Consider the following 15,291-nt stretch of genomic DNA (forward strand, 5'->3'; position numbering starts at 1 on the left):
GCTTGACCGGTGACCGCCGCCCGCCTCGTGCTCGCCGATGCCCCCTCCGCCCAGGATGCGCTGACCTTCGCGCGCCGTTCCGCCCGGATCGGGGATGAGGGCGTGCGCCTGCAGGCCGCGGGCGGCGTGCTCGCGATGTCGACGGCGGCACTTGCGCCCCGCGGCCTGCTCGACCGCACGCCCACGGTGCTCGGGATGCGCATCATCGCGGCCGATCCGGAGCTGCAGTGCGACCTCGTCGTCAGCGAGCTCGCCGAGACGGATGACGACACGGCCCTCGCGCTTCCCGAGACCGCCCTGGCCCCCGCGTGGGCGGGTGTCGCGCCGCCGCGGGGCGGCTGGGAGCCTCGCGGCGAGATCTCCGCGGCGACGCTCGCCTCGCGCGCGCAGTGGGGGATCGCGGCGGTCGCCGAGCGCATGCCCAAGGATGCCGGCGAGGACGTTGTGCGCGCGATCCGCGGCGACGTCTGGGGGATGCCGGATGACGCCCTGCTCGGCCTGCCGCTCGGCATCGCGTTCGCGGCGTTCTCGCTCGGTTTCATCGGCGGCGAGGAAGAGGCGCGCGTCACCGCCTCGGGCCGTTGGACGCGCGTCACGCTTCAGCGTGGCCACATCCTGTCGCGTGGGCCGGCCGCGATGGGCATGACCGCGGTGCGGGAGACCGGAAGCCGGTGAGGGGTGCCCGAAGCGGGTGCCGAGCGCGTGAGACGCGCGCGCGTGCCCGTTTGCGTTGTGCCCGTGCGAACGGAGTGAGCGTGCCGCGAAGCGGCCCTGCGGGTGCGCAGCGCACGCCTCCGACGGAGCGAAGCGACGTCGTGTCTCTCGCCGAGTGGCATCCGCGAAGCGGGTGCCCGAGCGCGTGGGACGCGCGAGCGCAGCGAGCTACGAAGGAGTCTCCTCGAACGTGTTCACCATCGCGTGGGCCGCGCGCTGCAGGTAGTCCCACAGCGTCTCCTCGTGGAGGGGCGCGAGGCCGAGCTCGTCGACCGCCGTGCGCATGTGCCGCAGCCAGCGATCGCGCGCGTCGGGATTGACGTGGAACGGAAAGTGCCGCTGGCGCAGACGCGGGTGGCCGCGGGTCTCGCTGTACGTCGTCGGGCCGCCCCAGTACTGCTCGAGGAACAGCGTCAGGCGCTCCTTGGCCGGACCCAGGTCCTCCTCGGGGTACATCGGCTTGAGCACGGGATCGTCCGCGACGCCGCGGTAGAACACGTCGACGAGCTTCACGAACGTGTCGTGCCCGCCGACGGCCTCGTAGAAGGTGATGGACGGGTTCTCGTCGTGGCCCTCCGGCCGGATGCCGAGGGTCACTGGATCACTCCGTTCAGGGTCTGTCCGCTCACAGGGCGCGATCCTTTCCGGGGTGGTCCCCGTCACCGTTGGGCGCCTCGCGCGGGGCGTCCGCCGAGGGTGCGCTCTCATCGATCTCGCCGTCGGCGACGGGCTCGTCGTCCTGGCTGCCCTCGTCGCCGGGAGGCGGGGTCGTCAGCGGAGCCTCGTCCCGCGCGGTCGTCTTCTTCTTGCGGCCCAGCGGACGCCACGAGGGGCGCTCGGGGAGGGGCTGAGGCTCGGTGCGCGGCGGGTTCGATCCGCGCACGCGCAACGCGCCGTCCGCACCCGTGAGGGTGACGGTCTCGAGCGAGGGAAGGTCGAGACCGAGCTCGTGCACAGTCGCGCGCAGTCGCATGCGCAGCTCATGGGCCACGTCGTCTTTCGCACTCGGCTTCGCGCGGAGGACGAGCCGGATGCTGAGCGTCTCGCCCGCCACGGACTCCAGGCCCCAGACCTCGGGGGAGCCGATGACGCGGGTGCGCCAGCGGCGGTCCTTCGAGAGTTCCTCCGCGGTGTCGAGGAGCGCCGCCTCGACGGCGAGCACGTCGATGTCGGCGGGGAGCCCGACGTCGATCACGACGCGCGACCAGCCCTGCGACATGTTGCCGATCCGCGTGATCTCGCCGTTGCGCACATACCAGAGCGTGCCGTTCACATCGCGGACGTGCGTGATGCGCACGCTCACGAACTCGACGACGCCGGTCGCGAGCCCGAGGTCGACGACGTCGCCGATGCCGACCTGATCCTCGGCCACGATCAGCATGCCGTTGAGCACGTCCTTCACGATGTTCTGCGCGCCGAAGCCGAGCCCCGCGCCGATGGCCGCGCTGATCAGCGCGAACGAGCCGAGCAGATTCTCATTGATGATGTTGATGATCAGGATGATCGCGACGATGACGACCGTCGTGTTGATGATGTTGGTCAGGATGGAGCCGAGCGTGCGCGTGCGCTGAACGAGCCGGACGGCTGCCAGCGGCGACCGCTCGAGGGCGCGCGTGTCGTCGACTTTCGCCTTGCTCTTGGCGCCCTGCACGATGCGGTCGACCACACGGCGCACGAGCAGCCGCAGGACCCAGGCGATCAGCGCGCAGACCACGATCGTGATCGCGATCCAGAGCAGCTTCCCGCCGATCACGCCGAGGACTTCGAGCACCTGTTCGCCGAACGTGAGGACCTTCTCTGCGGTGTCATCGGTGTTGGTGTGAATCATCCCCTCCAGCGTATGCGGCGAGCCCCGGCTCCACCTGAGGTGACGCCGGGGCTCGCTGGGGATGTTCAGGCCCTGCGGAGGGAACTCACTCCGCGTCGCGCGCCTGGGCGGCGAGAGCGCGCTCGACGCCCGCCAGGTTCTCGATCACGATGCGACGCAGCGCGGCGGGGGCCTCGGGGTTCGCCGCGAGCCATCCGCGCGTCGCCTCGAGCAGCGCGGCGTCGGCGAGCGGCGCCGGATACAGCAGCTCGCAGAGGTACTCGGCGATCGTGAACGAACGCGCCTCCCAGATGGGAAGCAGCATCGCGAAGTACTTCTCCACGTACTCGCCGAGCAGGTGCCGGCCCGCCGGGTGTACGAAGCCCGCGGCGGACGTGCGCACGAGGGTGTTCGGCAGCGTGTCCTTCTCGATGAGCGAGGCCCAAGCCGCGGCCTTCGCCTCGGCCGTCGGGATGGCGGCGCGGGCTTGGGCGGCGAACTCGCCGCCCTTCGCCGTGTTGTCGCCCGCGAGGGCCTCGTCGATGGTCGCCTCGTCGGCGACGCCGCCCGCGGCGAGCGATACAAGCAGCTGCCACGAGAGGTCGGTGTCGATCGTCAAGCCCTCGAGGGAGGTCTCGCCGGCGCGGAGCCCGCGGACGATCTCCCAGTGCGCCGGCGTCGACGCGGCCGAGGCGAACGCCGTGACGAACTGCAGCTGGGCGTCACTGCCGGCCTCGGCGGCCTGAGCGAGCGACCACAGGCCGTCGGCCACGCGGGCGCGCGTGATGTCGCGGTGATCCGGAGCGACGTACGTGTTGGCCGCGAGCTGCAGCTGAGCGAGCGTCGTCCGGATGGTGGTCGACTCGGTCTCGCGGCCGATGTTGCGCAGCACGAGATCCACGTAGTCGCTCGCCGACGACTCGGCATCGCGGGTCTGATCCCAGGCGGCGCCCCAGACGAGCGAGCGCGCGAGGGGGTCGGCGATGTCGGCGAGATGCTCGATGGCGGTCGCGAGCGATCGGTCATCCAGGCGGATCTTGGCGTACGCCAGGTCCTGGTCGTTCAGCAGCACCAGGTCGGGCCGGCGCTGACCCTTCAGCTGCGGCACCTCGGTGAGGTCGCCGTCCACATCCAGCTCGATGCTGTGCGTGCGCGTGAGGGCGCCGTCCTTCAGGTCGTAGAACCCGATGCCGAGACGGTGCGGTCGGATCGTCGGGTAGTCGGCCGGCGCGGTCTGGGTGATCGCGAAGCGCGAGATCGTCCCGTCGCCCGACTCGTCGATGACGGGGGACAGGGTGTTGACCCCCGCGGTCTCGAGCCACTTCTTCGACCAGCCCGACAGATCGCGGCCGCTTGTGCGCTCGAGCTCGACGAGCAGATCGCTCAGCTCGGTGTTCGAGAACGCGTGCTTCTTGAAGTACGCGCCGACGCCCGAGAAGAAGGCGTCGATGCCGACCCACGCGGCGAGCTGCTTGAGCACCGAGCCGCCCTTGGCGTAGGTGATGCCGTCGAAGTTGACCTGGACGTCCTCGAGGTCGTTGATCTCGGCGACGACGGGGTGCGTGGAGGGAAGCTGATCCTGGCGGTACGCCCAGGTCTTCTCCATGGCGTTGAACGTGGTCCACGCCTCGGTCCACTCGGTGGCCTCGGCGGTGGCGATCGTGGACGCCCACTCGGCGAACGACTCGTTCAGCCACAGGTCGTTCCACCACTTCATGGTGACGAGGTCGCCGAACCACATGTGGGCGAGCTCGTGCAGGATCGTCACGACGCGACGCTCCTTGACGGCGTCGGTCACCTTGCTGCGGAAGACATAGGCCTCCGTGAAGGTCACGGCGCCCGCGTTCTCCATCGCTCCGGCGTTGAACTCGGGGACGAAGAGCTGGTCGTACTTCTCGAACGGGTACGGGTAGCCGAACTTCTCCTCGAAGTACGCGAAGCCCTGGCGGGTCTTCTCGAAGATGTAGTCGGCGTCCACGTGCTGCCACAGGCTCTTGCGGGCGAACACGCCGAGCGGGATGACCCGGCCCTCGGAGTTCGTCAGCTCGGAACGGACCTCCTCGTACGGGCCGGCGATGAGCGCCGTGATGTACGACGAGATCCGCTGCGTCGGTGCGAAGCCCCACGTCGCGGTGGCGCCCTCGTCGTGCGTGATGGGCTCGGGGGTCGGCGCGTTCGAGACGACCTTCCAGTTCGCCGGCGCGGTCACCGTGAACTGGAACGTGGCCTTGAGGTCGGGCTGCTCGAACACGGCGAACATGCGGCGCGAGTCAGGCACCTCGAACTGCGAGTACAGGTAGACCTCGCCGTCCACGGGGTCGACGAAGCGATGCAGGCCCTCGCCGGTGTTCGTGTAGAGGCAGTCGGCGTCGACGACCAGCTCGTTCTCCTCCTCGAGACCGTCGAGCTGGATGCGCGAGTCTCCGAACACCACGGCCGGGTCGAGATCGCGCCCGTTCAGGGTGATCTCGCGCACATCGCGCGCGATCAGGTCGATGAAGGTCGATGCGCCGGGGGCTGCGGCGAACCGGACGACGCTGCGCGAGCCGAACACCTCCGCGCCCTTTGTGAGATCGAGCGCGACCTCGTAGGAGCGGGTGTCGATGACGGTGCGGCGCTCGTGCGCTTCGTTCCGGGTGAGGTTCTCTCCAGGCACTGCTGAGCTCCCGTGGGGTGAGGGTCGGGGGACGCGCAGGCATGGGTGACGCCTGCGGCAACCCGACAAGACTACGTCGTCCGTCGCTGGGCACGGCCACCGCCCTGGCGGCGCGGGTCACGCGGGATGTCGTCCCGACTTCTACAGAGGTGCGAAAATGGAGGACGTGAACGAGCAGCGCGACGAGAACCAGACTCCCGGATCGAACCCCGCCACCGCAACGGTCGAGCAGCGGGGGCCTCTGTTCGCCTCGCCCGAGGCATCCACCGGAGCGCCGCACATCGAGAACGCCGTCGCGTACGACGCGATCTTGCTCGCCAGCTTCGGCGGACCCGAGGGCCAGGATGACGTCATCCCCTTCCTCCGCAACGTCACCCGTGGCCGGGGTATCCCGGACGAGCGGCTGGAGGAGGTGGCCACTCACTATCGCCACTTCGGAGGCGTCAGTCCCATCAACGCACAGAACCGAGCGCTGAAGGAGGCCATCGAGGGCGAGATCGCACGCCGGGGTCTCGATCTGCCGGTGTACTGGGGAAATCGCAACTGGGCGCCGTACCTCGACGAAGCCGTGACCGCCGCGGACGCGGCGGGTGACCGACGTCTCCTGGCTATTGCGACCAGCGCCTACAGCTCGTTCTCGAGCTGCCGGCAGTACCGCGAGGACTTTGCTCGAGTGCTGTCCGACACCGGGTTGGGTGACCGCGTCACCATCGACAAGGTCCGTCAGTTCTTCGACCACCCCGGATTCGTGCAGCCCTTCATCGACGGCGTCGAAGCCGCGGTGCGCGGCTTCCTGTCGGACGGCGTCGCGCCCGAGCGCGTCCAGGTGCTGTTCTCGACGCACAGCGTCCCGATGCAGGACGCCCAGCGCTCAGGCCCGCGCGATGTCGAGTGGGGCGATGGTGGCGCATACGAGGCGCAGCACCTCGCAGTCGCGGAGGTCGTCATGGCGGACATCGCGACGCGCGTCCCCCAAGCCGCCGACGTGACGTGGAAGCTCGTCTACCAGTCGCGCTCGGGTCCCGCCTCGCAGCCTTGGCTCGAGCCCGACATCAACGACGTGATCGCTGAGCTTCCCGCGGCCGACATCGAGGCAGTCGCCATCGTTCCGCTCGGCTTCGTCAGCGACCACATGGAGGTCATGTGGGATCTCGACAACGAGGCGATGGAGTCGGCGGCGGAAGCCGGCATCCGCGCGGTGCGCACGCCCACGCCAGGCGTGGATCCGGTTTACGTCTCCGGGCTGGTGGATCTGGTCGAGGAGCGACTGACGGGCACGCCCGCCGCCGAGCGGCCGCATCGCACGGCACTCGGACCATGGTTCGACATCTGCCGCCCGGGGTGCTGCGAGAACGTCCGTGCCGGATTCAAGCCCGCGGCGGCCGGTCTCCTGCCATAACCCGGCCCGGCAGGGCGCTTCGGCTCTTCGCTCGCTCAACGACCGACGGGGCGGTTCGTGGCAAGCCGCCAACGAGAATCTAGGATCGACCTCATGCGCATCCATATCGCGACCGACCACGCGGGCCTCGAGTTCTCCACCCAGCTGCAGCACCACCTGGCGGGGCAGGGCCACGAGGTCGTCGACCACGGGCCGATCGAGTACGACCCCGTCGACGACTACCCCGCGTTCTGCATCCGCGCGGCGCAGGCTGTCGTCGTGGATCAGCGTGCCGGCGTCCCGGCGCTGGGCATCGTGTTCGGCGGTTCCGGCAACGGCGAGCAGATCGCGGCGAACAAGGTCGAGGGAGTGCGCGCCGCCTTGGTGTGGAGCATCGCGACCGCCGAGCTCGCCCGCGAGCACAACGACGCCAACGTGATCGCGATCGGCGCGCGCCAGCACGCGTTCGAGGATGTCGTGCGCTTCATCGACCGCTTCATCGAGACGCCGTTCTCGCAGGACGAGCGCCACGTGCGCCGCATCGCGCAGATCGCGGCCTACGAGACGGACGGCTCGCTGCTTCCGGATCCGCGAGCGGATGAGCAGCCGGAGGCCGGCGGGCCTCGCACCTGATGCCAGAGGGTCACTCCGTCCATCGCATCGCGCGGCAGTTCGCGCGGAACTTCGTCGGCCGTCCCGTCCGTGCCTCGAGCCCGCAGGGGCGCTTCGCCGACGGTGCCGCGCAGCTCGACGGCTGCACGCCGACGACGGTGCGTGCCGTCGGCAAGCAGATGTTCATGGAGTTCGACGGCGACCTGTGGCTGCGCGTGCACCTCGGCCTCTACGGCGCATGGGACTTCGCGGGGGAGATCCTCGTCGATCCGACGATCGCGTCCGCGAACGGCCGGATGGGCCAGACGAATCAGCGCGGCACCGACCTCGCGACGCCGGATGACGCACCGATCTTCGACGACGCCGGTGAGAACTCGCTCGCGTCGATCGGCGCCCCGCGCCGGACGCGGGTCCATGTGCGCATGTCCGAGCAGACGAAGGGGCTGGACGAGGCGGATGGCCTCGAGGCCGCCGGTTCGGAGTGGCCGCCGCCGGTCGTGGGGCAGGTGCGGCTTCGGCTCATGACCGACGTCACCTGCGCCGATCTGCGCGGCCCCACCGCCTGCGTGGTCGAGACGCCGGAGCAGGTCGCCGCCGTGATCGCCCGGCTCGGCCCCGACCCGCTCGTTGGCGACCCGCGCGAGAACGAGGAGCGGTTCGTCCAGGCGGTGCGCCGCCGCAACGTCGCGATCGGCCAGCTCCTCATGGATCAGTCGGTCGTCAGCGGCATCGGCAACGTGTACCGCGCCGAGATGCTGTTCCGCGCGAACCTCGACCCGCACACGCCGGGCAGGGCGATCCCTGAGGAGATCGTGCGCGGACTGTGGCGCGACTGGGTCGAGCTGATCCGCATCGGCGTAGAGACCGGGCAGATGATGACGATGGACGGGCTTGAAGGTGACGAGTGGCGGAAGGCCATGGCCCACCGCGACGACCGCCACTGGGTCTACCACCGCGCCGGCCTCCCGTGTCGCGTCTGCGGTACCGAGATCGTGCTCGAGGAGATGCAGGCGCGCAAGCTCTACTGGTGCCCGCAGTGTCAGCGCTGACCGAGCCGTTCGTCACCGGCGAGCTGATGCTCTCGCCGGTGTCCAGGGACGACCTTCCCGAGATCCACCGGCTCCACGCCGATCCGGCGGTCTGGCGTCACCTTCCCTCGGGTCGGCACCGGACGCTCCTCCGCACGCGCGAGATGGTCGAGGCGTACATCGACGACTGGCGCCACGGCGTCGGCTATTGGACCGCGCGGCTGCGCAGCTCGGGCGACTACGTCGGCATCGGCGGCTGCCGCCTGCGCGAGGCGACCGCCTGGAACATCTACTACCGGATCGATCCGGCGTACCAGGGCCGCGGCTTCGCGACGGAGATCGCGCGCGCCGGCATGGGCGCGGCCACCCACATCGATCCCGACATCCCGATCTCGGCGATCCTGCTCGAGCACAACCTCGCCTCGAAAGCCGTCGCCGAGAAGCTGGGGCTGCGCCTCGCCTGGCGTGGGCCGGATGAGGGCAATCCGGATCCGGACGCGGTGCGCCTGATCTACACCGATCGCGACGTGACCCCCGAGCAGCTGGACGTCCTCCGGTCCTGATTCGCCTGTGGCTCGACGAACGCCCGTTCGCGGTGGGCGAACAGGTGCGGCTATCGCGGTGGTCCCGTCGCGCGGCGTCCGGGGCCCCTGCTCCGCCGTACGATCGGATCCATGCGTCAGAACCCGAGCTTCGCCTTCACGGATGTGGCCGAACTGCGCCGCCTGATCGACCGCAACCCGTGGGTCACGCTCGTGAGCGCGACGCCCGAGGGCCTCACCGCCTCGCACTACGCGGTGCTGCTCGACGAAGAGCGCGATGACCTCACGATCGTCGGGCACGTCGGGCGCCCGGACGACGCGATCCACGGGCTCGGCGAGCGCGAGCTGCTTGTGGTGGTTCAGGGCCCCCACGGGTACATCTCGCCGAACTGGTACGGCGACGGCCCCGCCGTGCCGACGTGGAACTTCGTCTCCGCCCATCTGAGCGGCGTCCCCGAGATCCTGAGCGCAGAGGAGAACCTCGCCGTGCTCGACAGGCTCGTCGCGCGCTTCGAGTCGCGCATGCCGGATCCGCGGATGATGTGGGAGCGCCCCAACGACGCCGACTTCGTCACGAAGCTCGAGCGCGGCACCGTCGGCTTCCGGCTCACCCCGACGAAGGTGGTCGCCAAGCGCAAGCTGAGCCAGAACCGGCCCGACGACGTGGTCGAGACGATCATCGGCGAGCTGTCCGGCGACGGACCGTTCCGCAACCCCGCCCTGGCGGCGGAGATGCGCCGTTCGCAGGACGCCCGCGCGGCCGCCCGCGCCGGGGACGCCGGATGACCGCGCGCGGCACCCGGGTCGACGTCATCGCGGACGCGCGGATCACCGGGGAGGGACGCGAGCTGCTGCCGTTCGCCGGCGTGGACGACGACGCGCTCTACGACGTGATCCTCGCCGACGGGCTGATCGCCGACATCGCGCCCGCCGGCGCACTGCCGCGCCGTGGGAGCGTGCTGAACGCGGAGGGCGGGTGGCTGATCCCCGGGCTCTGGGATCACCACGTGCACATGCTGCAGTGGGCGCTCGGGGTCGAACGCTTCTCGGTACGGGAGGCGCAGACCGCGGCCGACACCGCGGCTCTTGCGGCGCGCGCCCCGGTGCGCTCCGACGGCCGGCGCATCGCCGTCGACATGCGCGACGCGCTGTGGGCGGATCCCGCGACCGTGGCGCTGCTGGACGCCGCCACCGGCGACGTGCCGACGTACATCCTCAACCTCGATCTGCACTCGGCGTGGTTGAACTCGGCCGCGCTGCGGCGGGAGGGATTCGCACCGGATGCGAGCGGCTTCGTGCGCGAGGACGACGCGTTCGCGGTCGCCCGCATCCTGAACGACGTGCCGGTCGCGGACGCGGACGCCGCCGTGGGGCGCGCGGCGCTGGCTGCCGCGGCCCGCGGAGTCGTCGGCTGCGTCGACCTGGACATGACCTGGAACGAGGAGCCCTGGCAGCGCCGCGTGGCCGGCGGCTTCGACAGCCTGCGCGTGGACTTCGGCATCTACCCGCAGCACCTCGAGCGCGCGATCGGTCTCGGACTGCAGTCGGGCGATCCGCTGCGTGACGCGGACACGGAGCTCGTGCGGGTGGGCCCGCTGAAGGTGATCACCGACGGCTCGCTCGGCACCCGGACCGCCGCGTGCTCGCACGGGTACGGCGACGACCCGCACAACCATGGGATGCTCACGGTCTCGCCCGAAGTCCTCGTCGAGCTCATGACCGCCGCCACCGCCGCCGGCATCGGGTGCGCGATCCACGCGATCGGCGATCTCGCGAACTCGCACGCCCTCGACGCCTTCGCCTCGACGGGCGCGGTCGGGCGGATCGAACACGCACAGCTCGTGCGGCACGCCGACCTCGCGCGGTTCGCGCGGCTCGGCGTCGGGGCGAGCGTGCAGCCGGAGCACGCCATCGACGATCGGGAACTCACCGAGACGCTGTGGGCGTCGCAGACGGCGCTCGCCTTCCCGCTGCGGTCGCTGCGCGACGCGGGAGCGAACATCCTGCTCGGCTCGGATGCGCCGGTCGCCCCGTTGGACCCGTGGGTCTCGATGGCGGCCGCGGTGTTCCGCACGCACGATGATCGCCCCGCGTGGCGTCCCGAGGAGCGGCTCGACGCAGAGACCGCGCTGGCGGCATCCACCTATGGCGGGTCACGCCACTCGGCCCGGATCGAGCCCGGCGCGCTCGCGGATCTCGCGATCGTCGCGGACGATCCGCTCACCGCGGGTGAGGAGCGACTGCGCACGATGCCCGTGCACGCGACGATGATCGGCGGACGCCTCACGCACGTCGCCTGATCGCGACGACGAACACGACGAAGGGCTCCGGATCAGATCCGGAGCCCTTCGATGTGTGGTGGCTGATTACTCGGCGATGTGCGCCACGAGGAACCAGCGGTCCTTCTCGAGGCCGGCCTTGATGCCGATCGCGACGTCCTGGCTGGTGAGGTCGATCTCGTCGAGGCCGTCGATCGCGGCGTCGAGGTCGGCGATCACCTTGTCGATGTCGGCCACGATGGCGCGGATGGTCTCGGTCGACTGCGAGAAGCCCGCGGCGACGGTGGTGCCCGCGGCCTTCTGAGCGACGGTCTCGAGGCGAGCGTCGATCGGGAGCCCCAGGGCCACGATGCGCTCGGCGGCCTCGTCGGCCCACGCACCGGCGTGTGCGACAAGCGTGTCGAGGAACTCGTGCACGCCGATGAAGTTCGCGCCGCGCACGTGCCAGTGCGCCTGCTTGCCGTTGACGGTGAGCGCCTGCAGGCCCAGGACGACGGGGGAGAGGAACTGCGATGCCCCCGCGGCGACAGTCGGGTCGGCGGCGGTGGTGGCGATGGTCTGGTTGCTGCTCATGTCAATCCCTCCGAAGTGTTCCGGCGCGAGAGCCGGTCGGTGAGTACAACGCTACTCGCGTTCGGGCATTCCGCAAGCAAGCCAAGGCTCGGCTAATCACTGCCTCATCTGGGAAAACATAGGCAAGCCATACCTCACCGCGCCGGTGGGGCTTGACAGCGGTGGCGGCCGCACGGAACGGGTCGACGTCGTAGAGTCGGCGCATGGCCGTGTCTCTGCATGCATCGATCCTGCCGCTGAGCTCTCCGACGGGCGACGAGGACCTCCCGGCGCTCCATCCCGACGCCTTCGTCGCGGACGGCGCACGGGTGATCGGGTCGGTCTCTATCGGCGAGCGCGCGAGCGTCTGGTACAACGCCGTGCTCCGCGGCGATGTCGCCGGGATCTCGATCGGCGCGTTCAGCAACGTGCAGGACAACGTCTCGGTGCACGTCGACGCGTCCAACCCTGTCGACATCGGCGAGTACGTGTCGGTCGGGCACAACGCCGTGGTGCACGGCTGCACGATCGGCGACGGTGCCCTGATCGGCATGGGAAGCGTCGTGCTGTCGGGGGCCGTGATCGGCGAGGGCAGCCTCGTGGCAGCGGGCGCGGTCGTGCTCGAGGGCACGCAGATCCCGCCCAGATCGCTCGTCGCCGGCGTGCCGGCGAAGGTGCGCCGCGAGCTCACGGACGACGAGGTCGCGGGGCTGCGCGAGAACGCCGTCGCCTATCTCGCCCACGCCGAGCGGCATGCCGCGGGGCTCGCCGCCGGCTGAGGAACTCAGCGCGCGATGAGGTCGCGCGCGAGGTGCGCTGCCTCGGCACGATTCGCGGCGCCGAGCTTGCGCAGGATCGCCGAGACGTGAACGCTCGCCGTCTTGCCGCTGATGAACAGCCGCTCGCCGATCTGCTTGTTGCTCAGGCCCGCGGCGACCAGCTCGACCACCTGCCGTTCGCGTTCGGTGAGCCCCTCTGCCACCGTGCGCGTCGTCGCCTCGCGAAGCAGGCCGGATGAGCGGCCGAGGGCGAGCGCCGCGTTCCGGATGGACGTGACGTCCCGCTCCGCCGCCTCCGCGAGGGTCTCGTCCAGGCGCTCGCGCGCCGCGGCACGGTCACCGACCGCGAGCAGCCACTCGGCGGAGCGGAGCAGGGCCGCCGGTCGCAGGTAGACGGGGGCGCGCTCGCTCTCGGATGCCGCCAGGGCCGCGTCCCACGCGGCGTGTGTCGGCCGCAGCTCGGCATCGACCGCCGGGCTCCAGACCGCGTGCGTCGGCCACCACGCGGAGGCTCGATCGAGGATGTCGCGCAGCGTGGCGGCCGCGCCCTCGAGATCGACCTCCGTCTGGCCGGCATCGCGCATCCGCGAGATCACCCGCGCCACGGTCCAGGAGAACGGCGGAACGTGCCCCGGATGCAGCCGGGCGGGATCGGCGTCGAGCAGCGCCTGCGCGTCGCGCCACGCGCCGGCGAGGTCGCCGAGCGCGAGCGCGATCTCCGCACCGACGTGCCCGACGTTCAGCCGCGACTGCACCTCGAACCGCGACGTCTGCGCGAGCTGCGGGCGCGCGTCGGCCATCGATGCCTGCGCGCCGGCCGCGTCGCCCTGCCACAGCTGCAGCCACGCGATCCCGCGCACGAGGTAGGACCGGAACGACCCAGGGGGCGCGAGCTCGAGCGATCGCTCGAGCAGCTCCCTCGCCTCGTTCCAGCGGCCGAGATCCGTCAGGGGGTCGGCGGCGTTCGAGGCGAGGATCACGCCCGACGTGCGGTCGGCGCCGTATCGGCGAGCGGCGTCGAGACCCTCCCGCGCGATCGCGAGCGCGCGGCGGTGCTCGCCGAGGTGGTACGCGTGGTCGGAGGCGTTCACCCAGTAGCGCAGCAGCGCGGGGCCGTCGGTGCCGGCGAGCTCGCGGGCGCGTTCCAGCCCCGCGGCCGCCGCGTCGAGCTGCCCCATGTGCCCACGGCACAGCGCCGCGAGGTTCTCGGCCACCGACTGCAGCCGGTCGACTCCCTGCTCGCGGCCGAGCGATGAGCCGGCATGGCGACGGGCGAGCGCCGCGCCCTCCTCGGCCAGCACCAGCGCATCCTCGTCCTCGCCGATCAGCATCAGGCGCCCGGACAGCGACACCATGACATCGGCGCGCATAAGATCCACCTTCGGGCCGCCGCCCAGCGTGTCGAGGGTGGCGAGCGCCTCCCGGTATACCTCGATCGCGCCCGGGCGCGCGAGCATGGCGAGCCCGCGCCCCTGGTTGTTCAGCAGCAGCGCGTGCTCGAGCGTGCCGGGAGGGCAGTCGGCAAGCGCGAGTTTCAGCACGGCGAGGCTGCGCTCGACGTCACCGGCGTTGCGCAGGTACGTCGCCGTGCGGCCCATCAGCTCGCGCCGCGTCATCCCCGCCACGGCCTCCGGGTCGTCGACGCGGTCCCAGAGAGCCAGTGCCCGCTCGGCGTTCGGCGCGGCCGAGGCATAGCCGAGCGCGGCCCGGGCCTCCCGCATCGCCTGCAGCCAGGCCGGGAACGCGCGCGATGCGTTGCGGGCGCCCGACCAGTGGTGAGCGATCGCGGCCGCGGCGGGCCTTCCCTCGGCGGCGCGACGCTCGAGTTCGATCGCGTACCGCTCGTGCAGGCGCTCCCGCACGCCGGGGAGGAAGTCCTGCAGGATCGCCTCGCGCATGAGCGCGTGCCGGAACCCGTAGCCCGTGGCTGTGGCCACCAGCACGCCCCCGCCGATCGCCTCCCACGCGGCGGCGTCCAGCGTGTCGGGGTCCTGCCCGAGCACGGCCGCGAGCAGATCGTGCTCGACCTCGACGCCGCCGACCGCGACGTGGCGGACGATGCGCTGCGAGGCCTCCGACAGACGCTCGTATCGCAGCAGCAGCAGATCGCGCAGGCCGTCGGGAAGGCCCGCGCTGCCGTCCTCACAGGCATCGAGGTCGATGAGCTCCTCGATGTAGAACGGCACGCCGTCCGTGCGCTCGAGAAGCGCGTCGACGGCGGTCTCCTCGGGGACCTCACCCCGCAGCTCGCGCATCAGCCGTCGGGTCGACTCCCTGTCGAGCCGCGGCAGATCCATCCGCAGCGCCCGGCGGTCGCGGGGGAGCTCGGCGAGGAACGCGCGCGCGATGTGCCCGCGCCCGATGTCCTCAGACCGGTAGGAGATGATCAGCAGGATCGGCGCCTCGCTGAGGGCGCGCGTGAGGAACCGCACCACCGCGAGGCTCGCGGGATCGACCCAGTGGAGGTCCTCGATCACAAGAACCAGCGGCCGTTCGACGGCGACCGCCTCGAGCAGCAGTGCGATCGACTCGTGCAGGCCGCCGGGCGTCGACTCTCGCTCCTCGGCTCCGACGCCGAGCTGCGGGAAGAGGCGGTGCATCGCGCGCTGGCCGCCGGTCATGCGGTTGACCTCGTCCGCGCCGAGCTCCGTGATGAGCGGGCGGAGCGCGCCGGCGATCGACGTGTAGGCGTCGCCGGAACCGCCGAGGTCGACGCAGCGTCCGATGAGCACACGTGCGGCGCCGGCGTGCCGTTCGAGGAACTCGGTCAGCAGGCGCGTCTTGCCGATGCCTGCCTCGCCCCCGAGCGCGACCGTGCGCGGGCGACCGGCGACGACATCCGCCATCACCTCCGCCAAAAGGCTCAGCTCGCCATCGCGGCCGATCAGCTCAGACGTCTGCATCCGCACCCGCCCATCGTGACATCCCCCACCGACATCCCGGT

At 71.0% G+C, this 15,291-nt stretch carries 13 protein-coding genes; 8 read left to right on the top strand and 5 right to left on the bottom strand.

Features of this window, described 5'->3' with window-relative positions; genetic code table 11:
• Nucleotides 1–9 precede the first annotated feature (9 nt).
• Entirely contained in the window at nt 10–675 is a 666-nt protein-coding gene (locus IR155_RS00735) for a hypothetical protein (RefSeq protein ID WP_135112156.1), read from the top strand.
• A gap of 207 nt (nt 676–882) precedes the next feature.
• Here IR155_RS00735 and IR155_RS00740 read toward each other — a convergent pair whose 3' ends face one another.
• The 3 genes from IR155_RS00740 to pepN form a co-directional block, all read right to left on the bottom strand.
• A complete protein-coding gene (locus IR155_RS00740; protein ID WP_322783503.1) occupies nt 883–1,311 on the bottom strand; it encodes a globin in 429 nt (142 codons plus the stop codon).
• A 28-nt stretch (nt 1,312–1,339) separates the two neighbouring features.
• Nucleotides 1,340–2,542 (bottom strand): mechanosensitive ion channel family protein, encoded by a 1,203-nt coding sequence (locus tag IR155_RS00745; RefSeq protein WP_135112160.1) that lies wholly within the window; start codon nt 2,540–2,542, stop codon nt 1,340–1,342.
• Nucleotides 2,543–2,627: 85 nt separating this feature from the next.
• Nucleotides 2,628–5,177: an aminopeptidase N gene (pepN, locus tag IR155_RS00750; protein WP_135112162.1), complete on the bottom strand. Its 2,550-nt coding sequence runs from the start codon at nt 5,175–5,177 to the stop codon at nt 2,628–2,630.
• A 157-nt stretch (nt 5,178–5,334) separates the two neighbouring features.
• Here pepN and IR155_RS00755 point away from each other — a divergent pair, with 157 nt between their 5' ends.
• The 6 genes from IR155_RS00755 (at nt 5,335) to IR155_RS00780 (ending at nt 11,037) form a co-directional block, all read left to right on the top strand.
• Nucleotides 5,335–6,576, top strand: a complete 1,242-nt coding sequence (locus IR155_RS00755; protein ID WP_135112164.1) for a ferrochelatase — start codon at nt 5,335–5,337, stop codon at nt 6,574–6,576.
• Between the two features lie 93 nt (nt 6,577–6,669).
• Nucleotides 6,670–7,188, top strand: coding sequence for a ribose-5-phosphate isomerase (locus IR155_RS00760; protein WP_135112166.1), 519 nt, complete (start codon nt 6,670–6,672; stop codon nt 7,186–7,188).
• Complete coding sequence (locus IR155_RS00765; RefSeq protein WP_135112168.1) at nt 7,188–8,216, top strand: Fpg/Nei family DNA glycosylase; 1,029 nt, start codon at nt 7,188–7,190, stop codon at nt 8,214–8,216. The genes IR155_RS00760 and IR155_RS00765 overlap by 1 nt, the downstream gene beginning before the upstream one ends.
• The gene (locus tag IR155_RS00770) at nt 8,195–8,758 is read left to right on the top strand and encodes a GNAT family N-acetyltransferase (protein WP_233441050.1); all 564 of its coding nucleotides are present in this window, start codon (nt 8,195–8,197) and stop codon (nt 8,756–8,758) included. The genes IR155_RS00765 and IR155_RS00770 overlap by 22 nt, the downstream gene beginning before the upstream one ends.
• 111 nt (nt 8,759–8,869) lie before the next feature.
• Nucleotides 8,870–9,523, top strand: a complete 654-nt coding sequence (locus IR155_RS00775; RefSeq protein ID WP_135112170.1) for an FMN-binding negative transcriptional regulator — start codon at nt 8,870–8,872, stop codon at nt 9,521–9,523.
• Nucleotides 9,520–11,037, top strand: coding sequence for an amidohydrolase (locus tag IR155_RS00780; RefSeq protein ID WP_135112172.1), 1,518 nt, complete (start codon nt 9,520–9,522; stop codon nt 11,035–11,037). Before IR155_RS00775 ends, IR155_RS00780 begins: the two co-directional genes overlap by 4 nt.
• A gap of 66 nt (nt 11,038–11,103) precedes the next feature.
• On the opposite strand, the gene IR155_RS00785 is transcribed toward IR155_RS00780, so the two are convergent.
• Nucleotides 11,104–11,589, bottom strand: coding sequence for a Dps family protein (locus tag IR155_RS00785; protein WP_135112174.1), 486 nt, complete (start codon nt 11,587–11,589; stop codon nt 11,104–11,106).
• A gap of 203 nt (nt 11,590–11,792) precedes the next feature.
• Between IR155_RS00785 and IR155_RS00790 the strand changes: the two genes are divergently transcribed.
• Complete coding sequence (locus IR155_RS00790; protein WP_135112176.1) at nt 11,793–12,347, top strand: gamma carbonic anhydrase family protein; 555 nt, start codon at nt 11,793–11,795, stop codon at nt 12,345–12,347.
• A 5-nt stretch (nt 12,348–12,352) separates the two neighbouring features.
• Here the strand turns inward: IR155_RS00790 and IR155_RS00795 are convergent, their stop codons facing one another.
• Nucleotides 12,353–15,250: a helix-turn-helix transcriptional regulator gene (locus tag IR155_RS00795; protein WP_135112178.1), complete on the bottom strand. Its 2,898-nt coding sequence runs from the start codon at nt 15,248–15,250 to the stop codon at nt 12,353–12,355.
• Nucleotides 15,251–15,291: the final 41 nt, after the last annotated feature.

Source organism: Microbacterium paludicola (assembly GCF_015235415.1).
GTDB classification, from domain to species: Bacteria; Actinomycetota; Actinomycetes; order Actinomycetales; family Microbacteriaceae; genus Microbacterium; species Microbacterium paludicola.